This window comes from Streptomyces daliensis (assembly GCF_054782395.1).
Genome location: NZ_BAAGSO010000086.1, coordinates 1 through 21124, shown reverse-complemented (window position 1 = coordinate 21124; position 21124 = coordinate 1). Strand labels below are relative to the sequence as shown.

General features: G+C 70.6%; 23 protein-coding genes and 1 pseudogene. 13 read left to right on the top strand and 11 right to left on the bottom strand.

From position 1 onward, the window contains the following. Window positions 1-310: 310 nt before the first annotated feature. From ilvA to ACYVOO_RS18845, 3 genes are all read left to right on the top strand, one after another. Complete coding sequence (gene ilvA / locus ACYVOO_RS18855; protein WP_461016801.1) at window positions 311-1603, top strand: threonine ammonia-lyase; 1293 nt, start codon at window positions 311-313, stop codon at window positions 1601-1603. Between the two features lie 241 nt (window positions 1604-1844). After that, window positions 1845-2933, top strand: a complete 1089-nt coding sequence (locus ACYVOO_RS18850) for an ATP-binding cassette domain-containing protein (protein WP_461016800.1) — start codon at window positions 1845-1847, stop codon at window positions 2931-2933. Then, window positions 2930-3730, top strand: coding sequence for an ABC transporter permease (locus ACYVOO_RS18845; RefSeq protein ID WP_461016799.1), 801 nt, complete (start codon window positions 2930-2932; stop codon window positions 3728-3730). The genes ACYVOO_RS18850 and ACYVOO_RS18845 overlap by 4 nt, the downstream gene beginning before the upstream one ends. A 159-nt stretch (window positions 3731-3889) precedes the next feature. On the opposite strand, the gene greA is transcribed toward ACYVOO_RS18845, so the two are convergent. Together greA and ACYVOO_RS18835 are read right to left on the bottom strand one after the other, a co-directional pair. Further along, window positions 3890-4387 carry a transcription elongation factor GreA gene (gene greA, locus ACYVOO_RS18840; protein ID WP_461016798.1) on the bottom strand — a complete coding sequence of 166 codons (498 nt, stop codon included), beginning with the start codon at window positions 4385-4387 and terminating at the stop codon, window positions 3890-3892. Between the two features lie 133 nt (window positions 4388-4520). Continuing rightward, window positions 4521-4943, bottom strand: coding sequence for a DUF4307 domain-containing protein (locus ACYVOO_RS18835; RefSeq protein ID WP_461016797.1), 423 nt, complete (start codon window positions 4941-4943; stop codon window positions 4521-4523). A 116-nt stretch (window positions 4944-5059) separates the two neighbouring features. Here ACYVOO_RS18835 and mca point away from each other — a divergent pair, with 116 nt between their 5' ends. The 7 genes from mca (at window position 5060) to ACYVOO_RS18800 (ending at window position 9049) form a co-directional block, all read left to right on the top strand. Then, a complete protein-coding gene (gene mca / locus ACYVOO_RS18830; protein ID WP_461016796.1) occupies window positions 5060-5929 on the top strand; it encodes a mycothiol conjugate amidase Mca in 870 nt (289 codons plus the stop codon). 4 nt (window positions 5930-5933) lie between these two features. Continuing rightward, the gene (locus tag ACYVOO_RS18825; protein WP_461016795.1) at window positions 5934-6305 is read left to right on the top strand and encodes a hypothetical protein; all 372 of its coding nucleotides are present in this window, start codon (window positions 5934-5936) and stop codon (window positions 6303-6305) included. A gap of 53 nt (window positions 6306-6358) precedes the next feature. After that, a complete protein-coding gene (gene msrA, locus ACYVOO_RS18820) occupies window positions 6359-7024 on the top strand; it encodes a peptide-methionine (S)-S-oxide reductase MsrA (RefSeq protein WP_461016794.1) in 666 nt (221 codons plus the stop codon). Window positions 7025-7140: 116 nt separating this feature from the next. Then, the gene (locus tag ACYVOO_RS18815) at window positions 7141-7494 is read left to right on the top strand and encodes a DUF6247 family protein (protein ID WP_461016793.1); all 354 of its coding nucleotides are present in this window, start codon (window positions 7141-7143) and stop codon (window positions 7492-7494) included. Continuing rightward, on the top strand, window positions 7491-7763 hold the full coding sequence (locus tag ACYVOO_RS18810; protein ID WP_461016792.1) for a hypothetical protein: 273 nt from the start codon (window positions 7491-7493) through the stop codon (window positions 7761-7763). The genes ACYVOO_RS18815 and ACYVOO_RS18810 overlap by 4 nt, the downstream gene beginning before the upstream one ends. Window positions 7764-8009: 246 nt before the next feature. After that, a complete protein-coding gene (locus ACYVOO_RS18805) occupies window positions 8010-8378 on the top strand; it encodes a hypothetical protein (RefSeq protein ID WP_461016791.1) in 369 nt (122 codons plus the stop codon). 137 nt (window positions 8379-8515) lie between these two features. After that, window positions 8516-9049 carry a type 1 glutamine amidotransferase domain-containing protein gene (locus ACYVOO_RS18800; RefSeq protein ID WP_461016790.1) on the top strand — a complete coding sequence of 178 codons (534 nt, stop codon included), beginning with the start codon at window positions 8516-8518 and terminating at the stop codon, window positions 9047-9049. Window positions 9050-9173: 124 nt separating this feature from the next. Here the strand turns inward: ACYVOO_RS18800 and ACYVOO_RS18795 are convergent, their stop codons facing one another. Both ACYVOO_RS18795 and ACYVOO_RS18790 read right to left on the bottom strand, forming a co-directional pair. Beyond that, window positions 9174-10424 carry a L,D-transpeptidase gene (locus ACYVOO_RS18795; RefSeq protein WP_461016789.1) on the bottom strand — a complete coding sequence of 417 codons (1251 nt, stop codon included), beginning with the start codon at window positions 10422-10424 and terminating at the stop codon, window positions 9174-9176. Window positions 10425-10932: 508 nt separating this feature from the next. After that, a complete protein-coding gene (locus ACYVOO_RS18790) occupies window positions 10933-11316 on the bottom strand; it encodes a hypothetical protein (protein ID WP_461016788.1) in 384 nt (127 codons plus the stop codon). Between the two features lie 150 nt (window positions 11317-11466). Here ACYVOO_RS18790 and ACYVOO_RS18785 point away from each other — a divergent pair, with 150 nt between their 5' ends. Continuing rightward, window positions 11467-11772 carry a hypothetical protein gene (locus ACYVOO_RS18785; RefSeq protein WP_461016787.1) on the top strand — a complete coding sequence of 102 codons (306 nt, stop codon included), beginning with the start codon at window positions 11467-11469 and terminating at the stop codon, window positions 11770-11772. A 54-nt stretch (window positions 11773-11826) separates the two neighbouring features. Here the strand turns inward: ACYVOO_RS18785 and hutH are convergent, their stop codons facing one another. From hutH to ACYVOO_RS18760, 5 genes are all read right to left on the bottom strand, one after another. Then, complete coding sequence (gene hutH / locus ACYVOO_RS18780) at window positions 11827-13371, bottom strand: histidine ammonia-lyase (RefSeq protein ID WP_461016907.1); 1545 nt, start codon at window positions 13369-13371, stop codon at window positions 11827-11829. A 99-nt stretch (window positions 13372-13470) separates the two neighbouring features. Then, the gene (locus ACYVOO_RS18775) at window positions 13471-14754 is read right to left on the bottom strand and encodes a GGDEF domain-containing protein (RefSeq protein WP_461016786.1); all 1284 of its coding nucleotides are present in this window, start codon (window positions 14752-14754) and stop codon (window positions 13471-13473) included. 101 nt (window positions 14755-14855) lie between these two features. Beyond that, a complete protein-coding gene (locus ACYVOO_RS18770) occupies window positions 14856-15662 on the bottom strand; it encodes an enoyl-CoA hydratase/isomerase family protein (protein ID WP_461016785.1) in 807 nt (268 codons plus the stop codon). Window positions 15663-15727: 65 nt separating this feature from the next. Continuing rightward, window positions 15728-16819 (bottom strand): adenylate/guanylate cyclase domain-containing protein, encoded by a 1092-nt coding sequence (locus ACYVOO_RS18765; RefSeq protein ID WP_461016784.1) that lies wholly within the window; start codon window positions 16817-16819, stop codon window positions 15728-15730. Window positions 16820-17079: 260 nt separating this feature from the next. Next, on the bottom strand, window positions 17080-17985 hold the full coding sequence (locus ACYVOO_RS18760) for a biotin--[acetyl-CoA-carboxylase] ligase (protein ID WP_461016783.1): 906 nt from the start codon (window positions 17983-17985) through the stop codon (window positions 17080-17082). A gap of 204 nt (window positions 17986-18189) precedes the next feature. Here ACYVOO_RS18760 and ACYVOO_RS18755 point away from each other — a divergent pair, with 204 nt between their 5' ends. Together ACYVOO_RS18755 and ACYVOO_RS18750 are read left to right on the top strand one after the other, a co-directional pair. Continuing rightward, window positions 18190-19791, top strand: coding sequence for an acyl-CoA carboxylase subunit beta (locus ACYVOO_RS18755; RefSeq protein WP_461016782.1), 1602 nt, complete (start codon window positions 18190-18192; stop codon window positions 19789-19791). A gap of 76 nt (window positions 19792-19867) precedes the next feature. After that, window positions 19868-20116 carry an acyl-CoA carboxylase subunit epsilon gene (locus ACYVOO_RS18750; RefSeq protein WP_461016781.1) on the top strand — a complete coding sequence of 83 codons (249 nt, stop codon included), beginning with the start codon at window positions 19868-19870 and terminating at the stop codon, window positions 20114-20116. An 83-nt stretch (window positions 20117-20199) separates the two neighbouring features. Here ACYVOO_RS18750 and ACYVOO_RS18745 read toward each other — a convergent pair whose 3' ends face one another. Together ACYVOO_RS18745 and ACYVOO_RS18740 are read right to left on the bottom strand one after the other, a co-directional pair. Next, window positions 20200-20490, bottom strand: coding sequence for a DUF6881 domain-containing protein (locus ACYVOO_RS18745; RefSeq protein ID WP_461016780.1), 291 nt, complete (start codon window positions 20488-20490; stop codon window positions 20200-20202). Between the two features lie 2 nt (window positions 20491-20492). Continuing rightward, window positions 20493-21032, bottom strand: a pseudogene (locus ACYVOO_RS18740) (HYD1 signature containing ADP-ribosyltransferase family protein); the annotation flags it as partial. Window positions 21033-21124 lie beyond the last annotated feature (92 nt).

The following is a 21124-nucleotide window of genomic DNA, read 5'->3' as shown; positions in this document are numbered from 1 at the left end:
CTCGGGGGCCTGGGACGCGGCCGGGTGCGCGGCGCCGACTCCGGCGTCAACGTCGATTTCGGCGTCTGCTTCGGCGTCGTTTGTCATGATGTCTGTCGTCATGTCCGGGTGCGTGGGCATGGCCGGGATGCTCGCTTCTTTGGGAAGTCTTGGGAAAGATCGAAGAGTTCCAGGGTTCCACATCGCTACACCAATGTGTGTGGGGCACAGAGTACGCGCCCGCTCCCCCGCCCGTACCGCCACTGCACGAACCGATGACGAGCAAGAGGCTGCGCGCGCCTCCCGTACGCCGTACTGCCAGACTGGTGCCATGGTCCCGAGTCCCACCGAGGGCACCACCCCCGCCCTCGCCACCTCCGCCTCCTCCGCCCCCGCCACCTCTGCCGCCCCCGCCGTCGCCGCATCCGTCTCGGTCGACGACGTGCGCACCGCGCAGAAGACGCTCTCCGGGGTCGCCCGGATGACCGCGCTGGAAGGCAGCCGCCACCTCACCTCCCTGGTCGGCTCCCCCGTCCACCTCAAATGCGAGAACCTCCAGCGCACGGGCTCCTTCAAGCTGCGCGGCGCGTATGTGCGCATCGCGGGGCTCACGGCGTCCGAGCGCGCGCGGGGCGTGGTGGCGGCGAGCGCGGGCAACCACGCGCAGGGCGTCGCGCTGGCGGCCACCTTGCTCGGGGTCCGCTCCACCGTGTTCATGCCGCAGGGCGCCCCGCTGCCGAAGATCGCGGCGACGCGGGACTACGGCGCGCGCGTACGCCTCCACGGCCAGGTCGTCGACGAGACGCTGCGCGCGGCGCAGGAGTACGCGCGGGAGACGGGCGCCGTCTTCATCCACCCCTTCGACCACCCCGACGTGGTGGCGGGCCAGGGCACCCTCGGCCTGGAGCTCCTGGAGCAGTGCCCCGAGGTGCGCACCATCGTCGTCGGCATCGGCGGCGGCGGGCTCGCGGCCGGGATCGCGGTCGCGGTGAAGGCGCTGCGGCCCGACGTGCGGATCGTCGGCGTGCAGGCGGAGGGTGCCGCCGCGTATCCCCCCTCGCTGGCCGCGGGCAGGCCCGTCGCGCTGGACTCGGTCTCGACGATGGCCGACGGCATCAAGGTCGGACGCCCCGGGGACGTGCCGTTCAAAATCGTTGGCGACCTTGTGGACGAGGTCCGTACGGTGTCCGAAGACGCCCTGTCCAGCGCGCTGTTGCTGTGCTTGGAGCGGGCGAAGCTCGTCGTGGAACCGGCGGGCGCGAGCCCGGTCGCCGCGCTGCTGGCCGAGCCGGGGGCTTTCGAGGGTCCGGTCGTCGCCGTGCTCTCCGGGGGGAACGTCGATCCGCTGGTCATGCAGCGGACGCTGCGGCACGGCATGGCAGCGGCGGGCCGCTATCTGTCGCTGCGGCTGCGGCTGACGGACCGGCCGGGGGCGCTGGCGGCGCTTCTCGGGGAATTGTCAGTGGCCGACGCTAACGTCCTCGATGTGAGCCATGTACGGACCGACCCGCGGCTCGGGCTCGACGAGGCGGAGGTGGAGCTGCACTTGGAGACCAAGGGACCGGAGCACTGCGTCGAGGTCGCCTCGTCACTGCGTGCCGCGGGGTACACGGTGATGAGCTGAGCCGCCATGGGACGCCCCGCGTAGGCGGGGCGGCGGCCCGGCGCCGGAGCCCCCGCGTCCGAGCGTTCACGCCCGGGCGTTCGCTTCCGAGGATTCGCGACTGTCGTGAATCCCTTGACGCGATACATCGCGTCACCACATACTGCTGCCCCACTGGGGCCGCACCCCTTTCGCATGCCGGATATTCCCGGCAAGCCTAAAATTTCACCTGATGCCACTCCACAACACTGGGAGTCCTTGTATGCCAGGCGCCATTTACGCCGAGGGTCTGGTGAAGACCTTCGGCGACGTAAGGGCACTGGACGGTGTCGATCTCGATGTACCCGAAGGCACCGTGCTCGGCCTGCTCGGGCCGAACGGCGCGGGCAAGACCACCGCGGTGCGCGTGCTCACCACTCTCCTCCAGCCCGACAGCGGCAAGGCCGTCGTCGCCGGGATAGACGTCCTCAAGCAGCCGACGGAAGTGCGCCGCTCCATCGGCCTCTCCGGCCAGTTCGCCGCCGTCGACGAGTATCTGACCGGCCGCGAGAACCTCCAGATGGTCGGGCAGCTCTATCAGATGTCCGCGCGGGCCGCGAAGAAACGCGCTGTGGAGCTGCTGGAGCGCTTCAACCTCGCCGACGCCGCCGACCGCACCGCCAAGACCTACTCCGGCGGCATGCGCCGCCGTCTCGACCTCGCCGCCGCGCTCGTCGTCAGCCCGCCCGTCATGTTCATGGACGAGCCGACCACGGGCCTGGACCCGCGCAACAGACAGCAGTTGTGGGAGGTCATCGAGGAACTGGTCTCCGGTGGCACCACGCTGCTGCTCACCACGCAGTATCTGGAGGAGGCCGACCGCCTCGCCCACGACATCGCCGTCGTCGACCACGGCAGGGTCATCGCACGCGGCACCTCGGACCAGCTCAAGGCCCAGACGGGCGGCGAGCGCATCGAGGTCGTCGCGCACGAGCGCGAGGACATCGACACGGCCCGCGCCGTCCTGGACCGCCACAGCCTGCACGGCCCCGGCAAGGACGCCGTCGCCGTCGAGCCCCACACCCGCAAGCTGACGGTCCCGGTCACCGGCGGCGCCAAGCTCCTCGCCGAGGTCATCCGCGAACTGGACACGCGAGGCGTCGAGATCGACGACATCGGCCTCCGCCGCCCCACCCTCGACGACGTCTTCATCTCCCTCACCGGCCACGCTGCCGAGGAGGACAAGGCGCCGAACGGCGAGAACGGCGAGGGCGAAGACGGGACCGCGGCGGCGGCGGGGGCCGCCGGGGCCACGCGGGGCGGCAAGAAGAAGGCCAAGAAGCAGCAGCGGAAGAAGGAGCAGGCGAAGTGAGCAGTGTGAGCGATTCCCTGGTCATCGCCCGCAGGAACGCGATCCGCATGACCCGGATCCCCGAAATGGTCCTCTTCGGGGTCATTCAACCGGTCATGTTCGTGGTGCTGTTCAGCTATGTCTTCGGCGGCTCCATCAGCGTCCCCGGCTCGGGCCTCAGCTCCTCCGGATACCGCGAGTTCCTGATGGCGGGCATCTTCGCCCAGACGGTCACGTTCGCCACGGCGGGCGCGGGCGCGGGCATTGCCGACGACATGCACAAGGGCCTCATCGACCGCTTCCGCTCCCTGCCCATGGCACGGGGCGCGGTCCTCACCGGACGCACCCTCGCCGATCTGGCGCAGACGGCCCTGACCCTCGTCGTGCTGGCGATCGTCGCGCTGCTCGTCGGCTGGCGCACCCATGAGAACTTCGGCAAGGTGCTCGCGGGCTTCGGCCTGCTGCTCCTGCTCGGCTACGCGTTCTCGTGGATCGGCGCCCTCATCGGCCTGACCGTGCGGACGCCGGAGGCGGCCACCTCGGGCGGGCTCATCTGGCTCTTCCCGCTCACGTTCATCTCGAACGCGTTCGTGCCGTCCCAGAACATGCCGACGTTCCTGCGGCACATCGCCGAGTGGAACCCGTTCAGCGCGACGGTCCAGGCGTGCCGCGAGCTGTTCGGCAACATACCGCCGGGCTATCCCGTGCCGGACGCCTGGCCCATGCAGCACCCCGTCCTGGCCTCGGTGATCTGGTCCGTCCTGATCATCGCGCTGTTCCGGACGCTGGCGGTCCGCAAGTACAAGGCGGCCTCCTGACGCGTACGCGCACCCGGGCACACGCGCCACGCGCCCGGGCACACGCACTGAGGGGCCCCGGCCGGAAGCCGGGACCCCTCATGGTGTGCGAGGCGCACATGGTGTGCGTGGCACACGTGGCGTGAAAGAGGCCCGCGAAGGGGCCGAAGGGGGTGTCGCTCAGCCCTGGTAGGGCTTGGCATCCATGATCTTGACCGACGCCATCTTGCCGTTGGGCAGCTCGTACTCCGCGTCCGCACCGACCTTCTTGCCGTTCACACCGCTGCCGAGCGGCGACTGCGGCGAGTACGTCTCGACGTCCGTGCTCGCGTACTCGCGCGAGGCGAGCAGGAAGGTGAGGGTGTCGTCCTCGTCACCGTCGAACGCGATCGTCACGACCATGCCGGGGGCCACCACACCGGTGTCGGCCGGGGCCTCTCCGACCTTCGCCGACTCCAGCAGTTGCTGGAGCTGCCGCACACGCAGCTCCTGCTTGCCCTGCTCCTCCTTGGCCGCGTGGTACCCGCCGTTCTCGCGGAGGTCACCCTCTTCGCGAGCCGCCTCGATCTTCTTGGAGATCTCGGTGCGTGCAGGACCCGACAGGTAATCCAGCTCGGCCCTGAGCTGGTTGTACGCCTCCTGGGTCAGCCAGGTGACGTTGTCGCTGGTCTGGGTCACAGGTGCTCCTCGTCGGTACTGGGAATATAAACAACGCCCTGCCCATGAGGCTGCGCCTTGATGGGCGGGCGGAAACTACGAGCCTAACAATTCCGGCGGAAAAGGGAAGAAGGTCGGACCAGGCTGTAACTGGTCAGCCACGCGCCGTCGACTGGCATCCGACCAGCTCGGCGCTGGTCGCGGGCTTGGTGGTGCGGATCGTGACGACCGTGTCGAGACGGTCCTCGCCCGCGCCGATCCGGACGTCCTTGCGGCCGACCTCGGCGCCGCTCTCCTCCTGGGTGCGCAGCGTGCACACGCCTGCCGCACCGGCGTCCTTGCGGACCTCCAGATGGGCCTCGACGGCAGTGTCCGAGACGACCTTGAACTTGATCAACTCGCCGCTGACGTCCTGCCCCGAGACGTACGAGACACCGATCCAGCCGATGAGCCCGAGCATCGCGACGCCCAGCACCCCGCCGATGATCTTCAACTTGCGGTCGGTGCGCGCGTCATCGTCGTCACCCGAGCGCCCGTACCGCCCGTAACGCCCCTCGGGAGGCTCCTGGTCAGCCATCGCCGGTCCTCTCCAAGGGGTGGTCGGGAATACATCAGGGTGCCGATTCAGTCACTATAGAAGCCGCCCGCGTAGCCCGGACACCGGGGCCGTGACGAGTTGACGAGGAACGAGTCTTGACTGAGCAGATGCGACTGATGGCCGTGCACGCCCACCCCGACGACGAGTCGAGCAAGGGCGCGGCGACCATGGCGAAGTACGTGTCCGAGGGGGTGGACGTGCTGGTCGCGACCTGCACGGGAGGCGAGCGCGGCTCCATCCTCAACCCGAAGCTCCAGGGCGACAAATATGTCGAGGAGCACATTCACGAGGTCCGCAAGAAAGAGATGGACGAGGCCCGCGAGATCCTCGGGGTCAAGCAGGCGTGGCTCGGCTTCGTCGACTCGGGCCTGCCCGAGGGCGATCCGCTGCCCCCGCTCCCCGAGGACTGCTTCGCGGTCCAGGACGTGGACGAGGCGGCGGGGCGGCTGGTGAAGCTGATCCGTGAGTTCAGGCCGCAGGTGATCACCACCTACGACGAGAACGGCGGTTACCCGCACCCGGACCACATCATGACCCACAAGATCACGATGGCGGCCTTCGAGGCGGCGGGCGACCCCGAGAAGTACCCGGAGGCCGGTCCCGTCTGGCAGCCGCTGAAGGTCTACTACAACCAGGGCTTCAACCGTCAGCGCACCGAGGCGCTGCACGAGGCGCTGCTGGCGCGCGGGCTGGAGTCGCCCTACGGGGAGTGGCTCAAGCGCTGGGAGAAGATGGGCCGCGAGCGCAGCCTGACGACGTACATCCCGTGCGGGGAGTTCTTCGAGATCCGCGACAAGGCACTGATCGCCCACGCCACACAGATCGACCCCGACGGTGGCTGGTTCCGCGTCCCGATGGACATCCAGCGGGAGGTCTGGCCGACGGAGGAGTACGAGCTGGCGAAGTCCCTCGTGGCCACCTCGCTCCCCGAGGATGACCTCTTCGCGGGCATCCGGGAGAATTGACGTCATGAGCGCGACGCAGACGACCATGGTCCAGCTCGTCCCCCTGGCGAAGGAGCTGGACGAGAACAAGGTGACGCCCGGTGTCCTCGGCTTTCTCGTCTTCGCCGTCATCGGCGTCGCGGTGTGGATGCTGATGAAGTCGATGAACCGGCACATGAACAGGGTGGACTTCGAGGAACCGGCCGCGGCGGCGGGCGGGGCGAAGGTGCCGGCGCCCGCGGCGGCGGAGGGCGCCGCCGCGACGTCCACCGCCACGTCCACGTCCACCTCCACGGCGACCGCCACCGCCGAGGCCGAGGCCAAGGCCACCGAGCCGGAGCGGGACAAGCCTGAGCGGGACAAGCCTGAGCCGGGCTCCGGCACCCGTCACACCTGACCAGCGGTACGGCGGCCCACGCCGTACACACGAAGCACGAACAGGAGCGACCCATGCTGTTCGGCCGCCACAAGAACCACATCCCGACCCCCGACGAAGCGCTCAAGGGCCGCCCGGAACCCGATTTCACGGTCCCGGAACGGCACACGGTCCTCGGCACCCCGCTGCTGGGCCCCTACCCGGAGGGTCTGGAGACGGCCGACTTCGGCATGGGCTGCTTCTGGGGCGCCGAGCGCGTCTTCTGGCAGGCGGACGGCGTCTTCACGACGCTCGTCGGCTACCAGGGCGGCTCGACGCCCAACCCCTCCTACGAGGAGGTCTGCTCCGGGCTCACCGGCCACACCGAGGCCGTCCGCGTCGTCTTCGACCCGTCGAGGACGAGCTACGAAGCGCTCCTCAAGCTCTTCTGGGAGTCCCACGACCCGACGCAGGGCTTCCGCCAGGGCAACGACGTCGGCACCCAGTACCGCTCCGCCGTCTACACCCACTCCCCCGCCCAGCAGTCGGCGGCCGAGGCGTCCCGCGACGCCTACCAGCAGGTCCTCACCGGCTCGGGCCACGGCACGATCACCACGGAGATCCTCCCGGCCGACGACCGCGCCTTCTACCCGGCCGAGGGCTACCACCAGCAGTACCTGGACAAGAATCCGGGCGGCTACTGCGGCATCGGCGGCACGGGCGTGAGCTGCCCGGTGGGCATCGCCCCTGCGGACGGCTGACGCGGCCGACAGAGACGGTCGGTGCTCGCGGCTGCCTCACTCGTTCGGGCGGTGGCACATGTTCCCCACTCGCTACGCTGGGCGCCGCGAGCAGAATCCCGCCCATGGGAGAAGCCATGACCACCTCCGCCGCCAGACGGCCCCTGATCCCCCAGCCGCCCGCTTCTGTCACAGCGCTGCGTGAGGCCGTCGCACAGATCGCCCCAGCCGCGCTGCCCGCGTTCACGCGCGAGCTGGACCTGGCCGCCGACCAGTCACGGCAGGGGTCCGATCTCGCTCCCCTCCAGCGGTTCATCGCCCAGTGGGCGGTCTATGTGCACATCCACCGCCAGCCTCAGTTGGCGGAACGCTTCCGGGAACTGGAGGCTCTCGCCGACGAGGGCGACGCCTCGCAAGCACGGCAGGCGGCGTCCGGGATCGGTCACATCCTGGACGAAGCGCACGCCGCTCTCGGCTGGCCACGGCGGTGATCGGAGAGTGGCGGTGGGAGTACGACCCGGATGACGAGCACGTCACCGCGGGGGTGCCGGACGAGATCGTCGGCGAGGTGGAACGCCTCACGCGTCAGCTCACCGAACTGGCGGCGACGGGCGTGGACATCACCAGCCTCGGCAACGGCCCTCGCCCTGGCGGCCTGCGCCGCATGGACGCGGCAGGCGGCTGGTTCTATTTCCTCGTCGCTCCCAGGGATCAGTTGATCATCGTTGTCCGCGTCATTCCGCCCTTCGAGAATCTGTGACGGCCAACCGGCCTATCCGTACACCGGTCCACGGCCCCCTCCGTCCCGCGCCGGTGTCAGTGCGCGCCGTTACAGTCGCGCTCATGGACTGGATCGGGAAGGTGCGGGATCTGCGGCAGTGGTCGCGGGGTGGTGAACGGGCCCCGCACGGGGCGTACGCGCACCGCGGCCGCACGGCGCCCGCAGCACGGCCCGCGCCACAGTGCGACGGGCCATGATCCCGCCCGCGCGGGATACCCGGGGCCCATGACGATGCAGCATCCAGCCGCCCGTGGCGGCTACCGACGCGGGCGCTTCGACAACTTCTCCGAGACGGCCTCCAATGTGACGGCCTCCCCCTTCTTCTACGTGGTCTGCCTCCTGCTGATCGCGGGCTTCGTCGTGATCCACTTCGCGGGCGCGGCAGCACACTGGCTGATCTTCGTCGGCGACCTGATGACCGCCGTCAACCTGCTGCTGCTCGCCCTGCTGAAGAACTCCGAGCGCCGCGCCGAGCACGCGCTCCAGCACAAGCTGGACGCGATAGCCGCGGCCCTCCTGGAACAGCACGAGGGCAGGGGCCGCGAGGCCCACGAGGACCTCAAGAAGGCCATCCGCATCGAGCGCCAGCTCTGACGGCCGACAGCGGACGGCGCACGACGCACGGCTCCCGCGCATGACCCCGCCCCCTCAGGGGACCCGTCGGCCAGTCAACCGTCACACCGAGCGACGAGCACACCGAGCACACCGAGCACCGGAAGGGAGTGGCCGCGATGCGGATCGCCTTTCTCGTGGCGCACGAGGGAATCGAGCAGGTGGAGCTGACGCACCCGTGGCAGGCCGTCGGCGACGCGGGCGGGACACCACGGCTGGTGTCGACGCGCCCCGGCAACGTGCAGGCGTTCCAGCACCTCGACAAGGCGGGTACCTTCCCCGTGGACCAGACGGTCGACGAGGCGTCCGTCTCCGAGTACGACGGTCTTGTGCTGCCCGGCGGGGTCGCGAACCCGGACGCGCTGCGGCTGGACGACGGTGCCGTGGGCCTGGTGCGGGGCTTCTTCGAGGCGGGGAAGCCCGTCGCGGCGATCTGTCACGCGCCCTGGGTGCTGGTGGAGGCCGATGTCGTGCGCGGGCGCACCCTCACCTCCTGGCCGAGCCTTCAGACGGACATCCGCAACGCGGGCGGCGCCTGGGTCGACGAGAAGGTCGTCGTCTGCTCGGGCGGCCCGAACACGCTGGTCACCAGCCGTATGCCGGACGATCTGAAGGCGTTCGAGGAGGCGGCGCTGACCGCGTTCGGCGCCTGACGCGCCCCTCTCCGGGCTCCAGAGCACAAACCGCCGGGGCGGGCACGGGAGAAGATCCCGTACCCGCCCCGGCGTGGTGTCCGTGTGCGGCGGTCGCCGTCAAGGACTCAGACTCAGGCTCGGCTCAGACCGCGGAGCCCTGCTTCCACTCGGACCAGTCCATGTTCCAGCCGTTGAGGCCGTTGTCGGGCTGGACGGTCTTGTCGGGGGAGCCCTCGACGTCGACGATGTCGCCGATCAGCGAGTTCTCGTAGAACCAGGCGCCGTCGGTGCTGCTGTCGTTCGCGCCCTGGCTGTCCTTCAGGCCGACGCAGCCGTGGCTGGTGTTGCCCGAGCCGAACGGGGCGCCCCAGTAGTTGCCGTGGATGAAGGTGCCGGAGGTCGAGAGGCGCATGGCGTGGGGCACGTCCTTGATGTCGTAGCCCTCCTCGCCCTTGCGTCCGAAGCCCACGGTGTTGCCGTCCATCCGGGTCTCCTTGTGCTTCTCGGAGATCACCATCTTGCCGTTGTACGTGGGGTTGCTGGCGCTGCCCGCGGAGATCGGGATGCTCTTCAGCTTCTTGCCGTCACGCACGACGGTCATCGTGTGGTTCTTGACGTCCACGGTGCTGACCTGCGAGCGGCCGATGTTGAAGGTGACCTTCTTGTCCTGGACACCGGTGAGGTTCGGGCCGCCCTTCACGCCGTCGAGGTCGAGGTCCAGGGTGACCTTGGAACCGGCCTTCCAGTACTCCTCGGGACGGAAGTCCAGGCGCTTGCCGTCGAACCAGTGGCCGACGACCTCCTGCCCGCTGGTCGAGTTGACCTTGATCGCGGACTGAACGGCCTTCTTGTCGGTGATCTCCTTGTCGAAGGTGATCGAGACCGGCATGCCGACGCCGACGGTCTGGCCGTCCTCGCCCGCGTAGGTGCCGATGAAGCTGTTGTCCGGGGAGACCGTGGTGAAGGAGGAGTTCTCGACGGCCTTGCGGCCCTCGCTGTCCTTCGCCGTAGCAGTGATCTTGTACTGGGTCGCCCGCTCAAGCTGTTCCTTGGGCTTCCAGGACTTGCCGTCCGCGGACAGCGAGCCCTCGACAGCGGTCCCGCCCTGGGCGGTCTCCATGCTCACGTCCGTGAGCTTGCCCTTGGTGACGGTGACATTGCCGCCGGTGTTGATGCTGGCGCCGTCGGAGCCGTCCTTGGAGGCGATCTTTATTCGGGCCTGCGACTCGTCCTTCTTGTCGGATATCTCCGACTTGGCCTTGGACCCCCCGGAGTCGCCGCCGTCGCCACCGAACATGCCGCATCCGCTCAGCGTCAGCACACCACCGAGCAGCGCTGCGGTTGTCGCTATGCCCTTGCGGTGTTTACCGAGCGTCGTCACACGCTTCTCCATTGCTTCTGAAACCCCATGTCTCCCCGATATGCTGCGTACGCCCCCTACCGGATCAAACCGGACATGCGCACCCCAGCTCTACGCAAGAGAACGCAAACTGCCTATGACCGGTTCCACTTTCCGTAAAACTGTGGGCCAGGCCACGCGGCCACCAGAGTAGGGGTACCCAGGCAGCGTGGAATACCGAGTAGGACGCGCGCGGACCCGGTTCGGATTCCCCGATCCGCGCCTCTTTTCACATTCCCCCGGGGACACTGCGAAGCCGTCACGGGATCGTCACAGGACGTTCCCGGCTCCTCGCGTGTCGCGCTCTCCCCCACCGTGCCACACGTTCCCCCCGTCACCCCCGCGCGCTGGTCCGGGCCCCCACGCGCCGGGCGCGGGCCCCCGCAGAGGCCCGCGCCCGTCCGTCCGCTATCTGTCCGCCGTCTGTCACAGCCGCGTGCCGCCCGTACCGGCCGGACAGGCCAGGGCGGCCGTCGCCGGTCCCGGCGGCCGTCGCCCGTGCTCAGCCGCGTCCCGCGTTCACCACCGCGCTCTCGGCCGCCGGGTCCTCCACGTCGTCCAGGTCGTCGAAGTCGAAGCCGTCGGGGCCCTCCGGGTCGTCGGGATCGTAGTGCGTGCCTTCGCTGCCCCAGCTCGCGTGGGCCAGCTCGACGCCGGGGAGCCCGTTGACCAGGTCGACGGGGTCCACGAGGTACGCGATCGCCTCGCCCGCGTCGGCCGCGACGATCTCCCTGGCGTGCTCGCGCTCCTCGTCGGGCATCAGCGCGTCGCCCTCGATACGGGCGAGGGCCGCCCTCGTCAGCTCGGCGGGATCGGCGATCTCGACCACCAGTTCCACACGGAGCCGCACGTGCGGTGAAGAAGTTGATGTCTCGTCAGCACTCATGGGACGGAGCGTAGGCGGCGGCCGGGCTTCCGCTTCCGTACGACCCGCTGCTATCAGTAACATCGGCTTTCACGCCGCCAGTTCACCGCGTGTCCCCAGGACCACCTCACTCGGAAGGGGCTCTTCGTGCCGGGAGCCGGGCACTCCGCCTTGTCCGCACACCGCCGTCTGCTGGTCACGGCCGCCGCAGCGGGCGCCGTGCTCTTCGCCCTCTGGTTCGTCCCCTCCGCGAAGGCCACACCGGACCACGCCGCCGCCTCCGCCACCTCCTCGACGGTCTCCTCCGCCTCCACCACCCGGACGGACCACGCCGAGGCCGCGGGGACGGGCGGGGCCGCTTCGCAGTCGCGGCTGGCCGATACCGGCGGCTTCGAAGCCGCCCCGTACATGCTCGGCGGCCTCGGCTTCGTGGGCGCGGGCGGCGCGCTCGTCGTGCGCTCCCTGCGCCGCGCCTGACGCCGACGCCGGCGCCTGACGTCAGCGCCACCCGCACCGCGCCAGCGCCCGCCGTCAGGCCAGCTCGCCCACCTCGGACTCCACCGCAGCGACCAGCAGCCCGTCCCGCACGAAGCGCTCCGCCGCCGCCAGGTCTGGGGCCAGGAAGCGGTCCTCGCCCGGCCCCTGGACGCCCGCCTCGCGCAGCGCCCGTACGACGGCCCGCGAGGCGGCGCCCGGCGTCAGTCCTGCCTCGGCCCGCAGCTCGACGGCGCGCGCCGCCGCGTACAGCTCGACGGCGACGACGCGGGTCAGGTTGTCCACCGCGGTACGCAGCTTCCGCGCCGCCGACCAGCCCATCGAGACGTGGTCCTCCTGCATCGCCGAGGAGGGGATCGAGTCGGCCGAGGCGGGCACGGCGAGCCGCTTCAGCTCGCTGACCAGCGCCGCCTGCGTGTACTGCGCGATCATCAGCCCCGAGTCCACGCCCGCGTCGCCCGCGAGGAAGGGCGGCAGACCGTGCGACCGGTTTTTATCGAGGAGCCGGTCCGTGCGCCGCTCCGCGATGCTCGCGAGATCGGCCGTGGCGATGGCCAGGAAGTCGAGGACGTACGCGACGGGCGCCCCGTGGAAGTTCCCGTTGGACTCGACGCGGCCGTCGGGCAGCACCACGGGGTTGTCGACGGCCGCCGCCAGCTCGCGCTCCGCGACCGTACGGGCGTGCGCGAGGGTGTCGCGGCCCGCGCCCGCGACCTGCGGGGCGCAGCGCACCGAGTAGGCGTCCTGGACGCGGGGCGCGTCGTCCTGGTGGTGGCCCGTGAGCTGCGAGCCCTCCAGGACCTTGAGCATGTTGGCGGCGGCTGCCGCCTGGCCCGGGTGCGGGCGGATGGCGTGCAGCTCGGGCGCGAGGACGCGGTCCGTGCCCAGGAGCGCTTCGAGGCTGAGGGCCGCGGTGATGTCGGCCGAGGTGAACAGGCGGCCGAGGTCGGCGCAGGCCATGAGCAGCATGCCGAGCATGCCGTCGGTGCCGTTGAGGAGCGCCAGCCCCTCCTTCTCGCGCAGCTCGACGGGCGCGATCCCGTGCTCCGCGAGCAGTTCGCCCGCGTCCCGCACCTCGCCGTCGGGGCCCTCGGCCTCGCCCTCGCCCATGAGGGTCAGGGCGCAGTGCGAGAGGGGTGCGAGGTCGCCGGAGCAGCCGAGGGAGCCGTACTCGTGGACGACGGGGGTGATGCCCGCGTTGAGCACGTCGGCCATGGTCCGCACGACCTCGGGACGCACGCCCGTACGGCCCGACGCGACGGTCTTCAGGCGCAGGAACATCAGCGCGCGCACGACCTCCCGCTCCACGCGGGGCCCCATGCCGGCGGCGTGGGAGCGGACGATGTTGCGCTGGAGCTGGGCGCGCAGGCTGGGGCTGATGTGGCGTACGGCGAGGGCGCCGAAACCGGTGGAGACGCCGTAGACGGGGTCGGGCTTGGCGGCCAGCTCGTCGATGAACCGGCGCGCTGCTCCGACGGCCGCGAGCGCGTCCGCCGACAGCTCGACACGGGCGCCGTCACGGGCGACGGCGATGACGTCCTCGGGCGTGGTCCCCGAGGCCCCTACCACCACAGTTTGCATACTCATATTCAGGCACCCTAAAGAGTGAATCCTTCTCTGTCACGGCCGGGTCCCCGTCGGCCCCCGTCCTCGCCGCCCGGCCCCCGCCGGAGGCGCGCTTCACCGGCCGCCGCGGAAGCGGCGCCGCTCCCCGCCCCGCCGCCCGGCGGGGGCGTCGGCGAGGCGGACGACGGGATCGTCCGTGCCGCCGTGCCGCCCCGCGACCACGGGCCGCGCGGCACGGGCCGCCTTCGCGCGGTACTGGGCGGCGTCGGCGAGCCGGAAGAGGCGGCGCGCAGAGCGCACGGGCCCGACGGGATCGCCCGTCGAGGCGACACCGCACGCGACGCCTTCGCCCGTACCGAGACCGGCCGCCCGCCGGCACAGCTCGTCGGCGACGCGCACCACCTCGTCGGCGTCCGGGCCCACCGCCAGCAGGCAGAACTCGTCCCCGCCCAGCCGCGCGGCCAGCGCGCCGGGCAGCATCGCGCCGCACAGGGACAGCACCGCGGCGAATCGTTCCAGCAGCCGGTCGCCCTCCTCGTGCCCGTACTGGTCGTTGACGCGTTTGAGCCCGTTGACGTCGCAGACCGCGAGGCTGACCACGGCGCCCTCGGCGCGGTGCCGCTCCAGCCCCTCGTCGAGCGTGGCGTCGACGGCGCGGCGGTTGGCGAGCCCGGTGAGGGGGTCGGTGAAGGCGAGGCGGCGCACCTCTTCGAGGCGCTCGTTCTGCGCGATGCCCGAGGCGATGATCGCGGCGAGCACGGTCGCGAAGTCCGCGTCCTCGCTCCCGAAGACGGGCTCGCGCGGGCCCCGCGCGAGATACAGCTCGCCCCAGGCCCTGCCGTGCAGCACGATCGGGGCGACGAGGCAGCAGCCGCGGCCCCTGCGGCGCAGCACGGCGCGGCGGCCCGCGCTGCCGACGCTGTCCGCGCGTGCGGCGTAGGGACTGGCCCCGGGCTCCTGGCCGGGCGCCGCCCGCGCCGTGTGGGCGGCGCCCGGCCCGGTGTGCCCGGCGGTTCCGGCGTGCCCGGTGTTCCCGGCCGTCCCGGCGTGCGCAGCAGTCTCAGCGGCCTCGTCGTGCACGTCCTCCACCCAGGCGTGGGGACCGCCGCCCCCGCCCGCCCAGCGCGCGTGCAGGAACTCGGTGATCTCGGGGAAGTCGTGCACCGGATACGACTCGTCCTCCGGGTACTCCTCCTCGCCCTCAGCCAGCTCTCCCACGTTCACGAGGACGCGCAGCCTGCCGCGGGCCCGCTCCCACACCGAGACGGCGGCGAACGAGGCGTCCATCGCCTCCCGCGCCCCGGTGGCCGCCGCGTGCGCGACCTCGCGCGCCGTGTGCGCGGCGGCCATCGCCTGAGCGAGCGCCACGACAGCGCGAAGCCGCGCTTCCTCTCCCATAGGCCAAGGTTAGGAGGCTTTGCCCCACTATGCCGGGTGGGTTGCTCCCGTCACGCGCGCCCCATCCGTCACACCCGCGGGCCGGGAGCCCGCCACCGACGTCACTCGCCCGGCCACTGCGGCTTCCGCTTCTCGTTGAAGGCCGCCACGCCCTCCGCGCGGTCGCCGGAGAAGGCGACGGTGCGCCAGGCCGCGTCCTCTATGTCCAGGCCCGCGTGGAGGTCCATGCCCCAGCCGGTGCGCAGGGCCCGCTTGGCGGCGCGCAGCCCCACCGGCGAGTTGGCGGCGATACGGGTGGCGAGCGCGAGCGCCTCCTCGCGGTCGCGGCCCTCGTCCACCAGCAGGTCGACGAGCCCCAGCTCGCGTGCCTCGGCGGCCTCCACCCTGCGCGCGGTGAAGATCAGCTCGGCGGCGCGCGCAGCGCCGACACGGCGCGGCAGCAACTGCGTACCGCCGCCGCCGGGGATGACGCCGACGGAGACCTCGGGCAGCCCGACCACGGCCCCGGGGTCGGCCACGATCACGTCGCAGGACAGCGCCAGCTCGTAGCCGCCGCCGAGCGCGTACCCGTGCACCGCCGCGACCGTCGGCATCGGCAGCTCCAGCACCCCGGTGTACGCGGCACGCGTGTACGGGCGCTGCCTGCCCAGGTCCGCGTCGCTGAGCGCGTTGCGCTCCTTGAGGTCGGCGCCGACGCAGAAGGCACGCGGGTGGGTGGAGGTGAGCACCGTGGCCCGCACCTCTTTGTCCGCCGCCAGCGCCGCGCACGCCTCGCTGATGCAGAAGGCCATCTCGGTGGAGACGGCGTTCATGGCCTTGGGCCTGTCCAGGACCAGCTCGGCGACGTGCGTCTCGCTGTCGGTCCGTACCGCGACCCATTCCCCGTAACGCTCTTCACTGACGCTCATACGGCAACCGTACGGTCATGTCCGACGCCTGTGGGTGGCCAGGCCACCCCGGTAGGCCCCGGTTTCTAGCGCCGCCCCAGCATCCAGGGCTCCACCACGCCGAGCCCCCGCACCGGCCGCTGGTAGAGCGGCTGGAGGGCGAAGGGGAAGTCCGAGAGGTCCTCGGTCTCCTTCTCGGACTCGGGCGCGTCACCGGCCGCGACCAGCTCAGCCCGGAACGCGCCGTCCACGAGCACCGTGTCCTTGGGGGCTATCGAGGTCAGCCTGCTGGCGAGGTTCACCGTGTTGCCGAAGACGTCGCCCATCCGCGTCGTCATCGTGCCGAAGGCGATGCCGACGCGCAGCTCGGGCATGGTCTCGTCGTTCGCCAGGGTCTCGATGAGGCGCAGCCCGATCTCGGCGGCCGTGCCCGCGTCCTCGGCGACGTAGAGGACCTCGTCGCCCAGGGCCTTGATGAGGCGCCCGCCGTTCGCCGCGACGAGGTCGGCCGCCGTCGTCTCGAACGCCTCGACCAGCTCGCCCAGCTCCTCCTCCTCAAGGCGCCTGGTCAGCCGGGTGAAGCCGACGAGGTCGGCGAAGCCGATGGCCTGGCGGCGGTCGACGGTGTCCTCGTCGTCCATCGCCTGCACGACCCGGCCCGTGGAGGCGGCGAGCTGGCGCCGCCACACGTAGACGAGGAACTCCTCCAGCTCGGGGAGGAGGAGCTGCACCAGCGGATAGGTGACCTCGTTGCGGGTCATGCCGGGCTCGGGCGGCTCCGTGAGGCCCATCAGGAAGGAGTCGATCTGCCAGTCGGCGAGCCGGGCCGTGGTCTGCCCCGTCGAACGGGCGACCTGCACCGCCATCGTCTCGCTGAGCAGCCCCGCCTCGACGAGGCCCGCGAGCCGCCGCAGCGCCAGCACGTCCGCCTCCGTGAGCGCCCGCGCCTGGCCGACGTCGGCGAAGCCCATCGCGCGCCAGAAGCGCGACGCCAGCTCCATGGAGACCCCGGCGGCGCGCGCCGCCTGGAACGGCGTGTACTGGCGCTCGGAGCCCAGGATCAGTTCTTCGATCCGGAGCGCACTGGGGTCGTCCTCGGTGCCCTTACGGCCACCGCCGCCCTGTACGCCCTCGGACTCTGTCGCACGCGCGGGAGTGCCCGGTTCGTCCTCGGTCACTGCCCCGCCCCTCGCCAGGTCCGGTCGTCCCTGCGCACTGCCCTTCCGTTCTATTGCCGAGCCGTCCCGGGGATGCCGGGTCACCCACGGCTCCCTCGCATCCGCCGGTTGCCCACAATACGGCAGCTGTGGGCTAGCTCACTCCTCACCTGCCCGGAAGGGTGCCCCCGTCATCAGCGCGCCACCTGCCCGAAAGGGCCTGCGCGCGCCTTCTAGGCACCCGGACCGGCGCCCGGTCCGCCGCTCGTACCGCCGCCCCGTCAGCCGCCGGAACCGCCGCTCGTACCGCCGCCGGACTCGCCGGGCGCGGCCGGGCGCAGATGGACGATGTCGCCCGCCGCGACGGGCCGCTGCACGCCCTCGGCCGTGGCGAGGACGAGCCGCCCGTCGCCGTCCACGGCGACGGCCTCGCCGACGAGCGCCTCCCCGCCCGGCAGCTCGGCCCGCACCGTACGGCCGAGGGTCGCGCAGCCCGCCGCGTACGCCTCCAGCAGGCGGCTCTCCGACGGGTCGCCGTCCGCCGCGCACCAGCGCCCGTACCAGTCCTCCAGTGAGCGCAGCACGGCGCGCAGCACCGGGTCGCGGTCGCTGCCCTGGGCACCCGCGAGGGTGAGGGAGCCCGCGGTGGGGACGGGCAGTTCGCCGGCGCGCAGGGAGACGTTGATGCCCATGCCGAGGACGACCCCGTCCTCGCCCGTGCGCTCGGCGAGGATGCCGCCGAGCTTGCGCTCGTCCCCTTCGACGTCGATGAGGAGGTCGTTCGGCCACTTCAGCACCGTGTCCACCCCCGCCGTGCGCGCGAGGGCGCTCGCCGCGGCGACCCCGGCGAGCAGCGGCAGCCAGCCCCAGCGCTCCTGGGGGACGTCCGGCTTGAGCAGTACGGAGAAGAAGAGCCCGGAGCGGGGCGGCGCGCTCCAGGCGCGGTCGAGCCGCCCGCGCCCCGCGGTCTGCTCCTCCGCGACGAGTACGGCACCCTCCTCCGCCGTGCCCGCGCGGGCGCGTTCGGCGAGGTCGGTGTTGGTGGAGCCGGTGCGTTCCACGACGTCGAGACCCGTCCACAGGCCGTCGGGCCGCACCAGCGCACGGCGCAGCGAGGCGGCGTTGAGCGGGGGGCGGTCGAGGTCGGACCAGCGATTGCCCGGGGTGTCGGACGAGTTCGGCGTCATGCGTCCCACCCTAGGACGGGGGTGGCGGGGCGTGGAGCGGCGTATCCGGAACCCGCCCGTACCCGGCGGGAACGGGCGCCATTCGCGGGCCCGAGGCGGGTAAACGGAAGGTTGAGGGTGACCAACGCCGCACCCGCAAAACGCCGTGGCGCCGATAACCTACGAGCCGGTAGCCACCCGCTGACGAGTAGGAGCCGCACGCTGATGTCCGAGCCGCGTGACGAGCACAGCCCTGACATCCACACCACCGCGGGCAAGATCGCGGACTTTGAGCGCCGCACCTTGGAGGCGACGCACGCGGGTTCGGAACGCGCGGTGGAGAAGCAGCACGCGAAGGGGAAGCTGACCGCGCGCGAGCGCGTGGAGCTGCTGCTCGACGAGGGATCCTTCACGGAACTGGACGAGTTCGCCCGCCACCGTTCCACCAACTTCGGCCTGGAGAAGAACCGGCCGTACGGGGACGGCGTCGTGACCGGCTACGGCACGGTCGACGGCCGCCCCGTCGCCGTCTTCTCGCAGGACTTCACGGTCTTCGGCGGCGCGCTCGGCGAGGTCTTCGGGCAGAAGATCGTCAAGGTCATGGACTTCGCGCTGAAAACCGGCTGCCCGGTCGTGGGCATCAACGACTCCGGCGGCGCCCGCATCCAGGAGGGCGTCAGCGCCCTGGGCATGTACGGCGAGATCTTCCGCCGCAACACGCACGCCTCCGGGGTGATCCCGCAGATCAGTCTCGTGGTGGGGCCCTGCGCGGGCGGCGCGGTCTACTCACCGGCGATCACCGACTTCACCGTGATGGTCGACCAGACCTCGCACATGTTCATCACGGGTCCCGACGTCATCAAGACCGTCACCGGTGAGGACGTCGGCTTCGAGGAGCTGGGCGGCGCCCGTACGCACAACTCGACCTCGGGCGTGGCGCACCACATGGCCGGGGACGAGAAGGACGCGATCGACTACGTCAAGTCGCTGCTGTCCTACCTGCCGAGCAACAACCTCTCCGAGCCGCCCGCCTTCCCCGAGGAGGCGGACCTGGAGACCTCGGACGAGGACCGCGAGCTGGACACGCTGATCCCGGACTCCGCGAACCAGCCGTACGAGATGCACAGCGTCATCGAACACGTCCTGGACGACGGCGAGTTCCTGGAGACGCAGCCGCTGTTCGCGCCGAACATCATCACGGGCTTCGGGCGCGTCGAGGGGCACTCGGTGGGCGTCGTCGCCAACCAGCCGATGCAGTTCGCCGGGTGCCTGAACATCGACGCGAGCGAGAAGGCGGCGCGCTTCGTCCGCACCTGCGACGCGTACAACATCCCCGTGGTGACCTTCGTGGACGTCCCCGGGTTCCTGCCGGGCACGGACCAGGAGTACGACGGGATCATCCGGCGCGGCGCGAAGCTGATCTACGCGTACGCGGAGGCGACGGTTCCGCTGATCACGGTGATCACGCGGAAGGCGTTCGGCGGCGCGTACGACGTCATGGGCTCCAAGCACCTGGGCGCCGACCTCAACTTCGCCTGGCCGACGGCCCAGATCGCCGTCATGGGCGCGCAGGGCGCGGTCAACATCCTGCACCGCAGGACGCTGGCGGCCGAGGAGGACGAGGGACGGCGCGAGGAACTGCGCGTCGAGCTGACGCAGGAGTACGAGGACGCGCTGCTGAACCCGTATACCGCGGCCGAGCGCGGGTATGTGGACGCTGTGATCAGGCCGTCCGAGACGCGGCGGCACATCACGCGGGGGCTGCGGACGCTGCACTCGAAGCGCGAGCAGTTGCCGCCCAAGAAGCACGGCAACATCCCGCTGTAACGCTGCAACGACCATGCCGGTGCCCGTCCGGGGCGACTGTTCCGGACGGGCCGAGGGCTTAAGGAGGCGCTCGACGATGCTCGACTCCATGGAGCCGACAGGGGAACACCCGCCGTTCCCGCCGATCAAGGTCGTCCGGGGCAACCCCACCCCGGAGGAACTGGCCGCGGCCCTCGCGGTGGTCCGCGCCCGCACCGCCGCGACGGCGGACACGTCCCCGCCCCCCTCCGAACCCCCGGAGTGGTCCGACCCTGCCCGCACGATCCCCCGCCGCGTCCCGGTGGCTGGCCCGAAGGCCTGGCGCACGGCATTCTGGCCGGGGTGACGGGGCGGTCCCGGTTCCTTGAGGGGGATCGGGACATGTGACGGTGTGAAAGGGCTCGCGGCGTGTGGCCGCGGGCCCTTTGCTTACCATGCACCATTGACGCCGCCGGTTTTGCTCCACACCTCCTGGAAACGCCTCTCATCAATCACGAACGCCGAAAATTCCGGCTGCTGCTGAACATCCTCGATGGAACCCACCGGGATCTCACTGAGCACGGACCCACCTTGAGACTCTCCTTCGCGAGCCCACGCAAGAGAACCGTCGCGAAATTCTTCCACCTTGCGGGTTTCATACCCGTCTTCGCCGATCTCGGAGTAGATGGCGACAGGCTCATCGGCGAATTCGTGATGCCAGATAACCTTCCAATATTCCATGCTCAGTTCTTCCCGTGACTGATTATTCGGCCTGCGATATCAAGAGGCCCATCATTGGGCACCAAGAATACATCAGGCCGCCCCTTTCCTTGCAGCACAGGCAGGTCACTAACGTCGATCTCGATGAAGTGCGTGAACTTTCCCCCTGCCCAAGGGACACCTAGGAAAGCTCGCGAAAGTTGCCCTCCTGTTCGCGTCCCAGGTTCAATATCGGAGAGGTACTGACCGTCTCCGAAGCGAGCATCCTTGGGGTTTTCAGCCTTTAGGGAAGCCCGCAGTTCCCCGCTTTCGAGGATTCCCTGATAACCAGCTTCGTTTGTGTAGTGGTGAAGCGTGCTGGGCTTCAGAGGAGGTACCTGAGTCTCCTCGCATTCAGGAGCCAAACCGAGGTAATCGGTCCACGTCAGCGGGTTGTGAACGTACGTGGCCGGGTTCGGCGCGGGTTCGAGGCCCAGGGGGTCCGGGCTCGCGTAACGGCCCGTCGATGGGTCGTAGTAGCGGTGGAGGTTGTAGTGGAGGCCCGATTCTGGATCCAAATGCTTTGCCAACCGAGGAAGGTCGGCGGACTGTGGAGGCATGGACATAACCACAGGTCAGACAGTCAGTGCAGGTTCCACCGTGCCCGCCTCGCTCC

What these genes read in the sequence shown, in the direction of transcription:
- ACYVOO_RS18750 (WP_461016781.1), top strand. Translation starts at nt 19,868, where the DNA reads ATGCTCGACTCCATGGAGCCGACAGGGGAACACCCGCCGTTCCCGCCG.
- ACYVOO_RS18790 (WP_461016788.1), bottom strand. Translation starts at nt 11,316, where the DNA reads ATGAGTGCTGACGAGACATCAACTTCTTCACCGCACGTGCGGCTCCGT.
- ACYVOO_RS18800 (WP_461016790.1), top strand. Translation starts at nt 8,516, where the DNA reads ATGCGGATCGCCTTTCTCGTGGCGCACGAGGGAATCGAGCAGGTGGAG.
- ilvA (WP_461016801.1), top strand. Translation starts at nt 311, where the DNA reads ATGGTCCCGAGTCCCACCGAGGGCACCACCCCCGCCCTCGCCACCTCC.
- hutH (WP_461016907.1), bottom strand. Translation starts at nt 13,371, where the DNA reads ATGCAAACTGTGGTGGTAGGGGCCTCGGGGACCACGCCCGAGGACGTC.
- ACYVOO_RS18760 (WP_461016783.1), bottom strand. Translation starts at nt 17,985, where the DNA reads ATGACGCCGAACTCGTCCGACACCCCGGGCAATCGCTGGTCCGACCTC.
- ACYVOO_RS18795 (WP_461016789.1), bottom strand. Translation starts at nt 10,424, where the DNA reads ATGGAGAAGCGTGTGACGACGCTCGGTAAACACCGCAAGGGCATAGCG.
- ACYVOO_RS18745 (WP_461016780.1), bottom strand. Translation starts at nt 20,490, where the DNA reads ATGGAATATTGGAAGGTTATCTGGCATCACGAATTCGCCGATGAGCCT.
- ACYVOO_RS18825 (WP_461016795.1), top strand. Translation starts at nt 5,934, where the DNA reads ATGAGCGCGACGCAGACGACCATGGTCCAGCTCGTCCCCCTGGCGAAG.
- ACYVOO_RS18770 (WP_461016785.1), bottom strand. Translation starts at nt 15,662, where the DNA reads ATGAGCGTCAGTGAAGAGCGTTACGGGGAATGGGTCGCGGTACGGACC.
- ACYVOO_RS18835 (WP_461016797.1), bottom strand. Translation starts at nt 4,943, where the DNA reads ATGGCTGACCAGGAGCCTCCCGAGGGGCGTTACGGGCGGTACGGGCGC.
- ACYVOO_RS18775 (WP_461016786.1), bottom strand. Translation starts at nt 14,754, where the DNA reads ATGGGAGAGGAAGCGCGGCTTCGCGCTGTCGTGGCGCTCGCTCAGGCG.
- ACYVOO_RS18755 (WP_461016782.1), top strand. Translation starts at nt 18,190, where the DNA reads ATGTCCGAGCCGCGTGACGAGCACAGCCCTGACATCCACACCACCGCG.
- msrA (WP_461016794.1), top strand. Translation starts at nt 6,359, where the DNA reads ATGCTGTTCGGCCGCCACAAGAACCACATCCCGACCCCCGACGAAGCG.
- ACYVOO_RS18850 (WP_461016800.1), top strand. Translation starts at nt 1,845, where the DNA reads ATGCCAGGCGCCATTTACGCCGAGGGTCTGGTGAAGACCTTCGGCGAC.
- ACYVOO_RS18815 (WP_461016793.1), top strand. Translation starts at nt 7,141, where the DNA reads ATGACCACCTCCGCCGCCAGACGGCCCCTGATCCCCCAGCCGCCCGCT.
- ACYVOO_RS18805 (WP_461016791.1), top strand. Translation starts at nt 8,010, where the DNA reads ATGACGATGCAGCATCCAGCCGCCCGTGGCGGCTACCGACGCGGGCGC.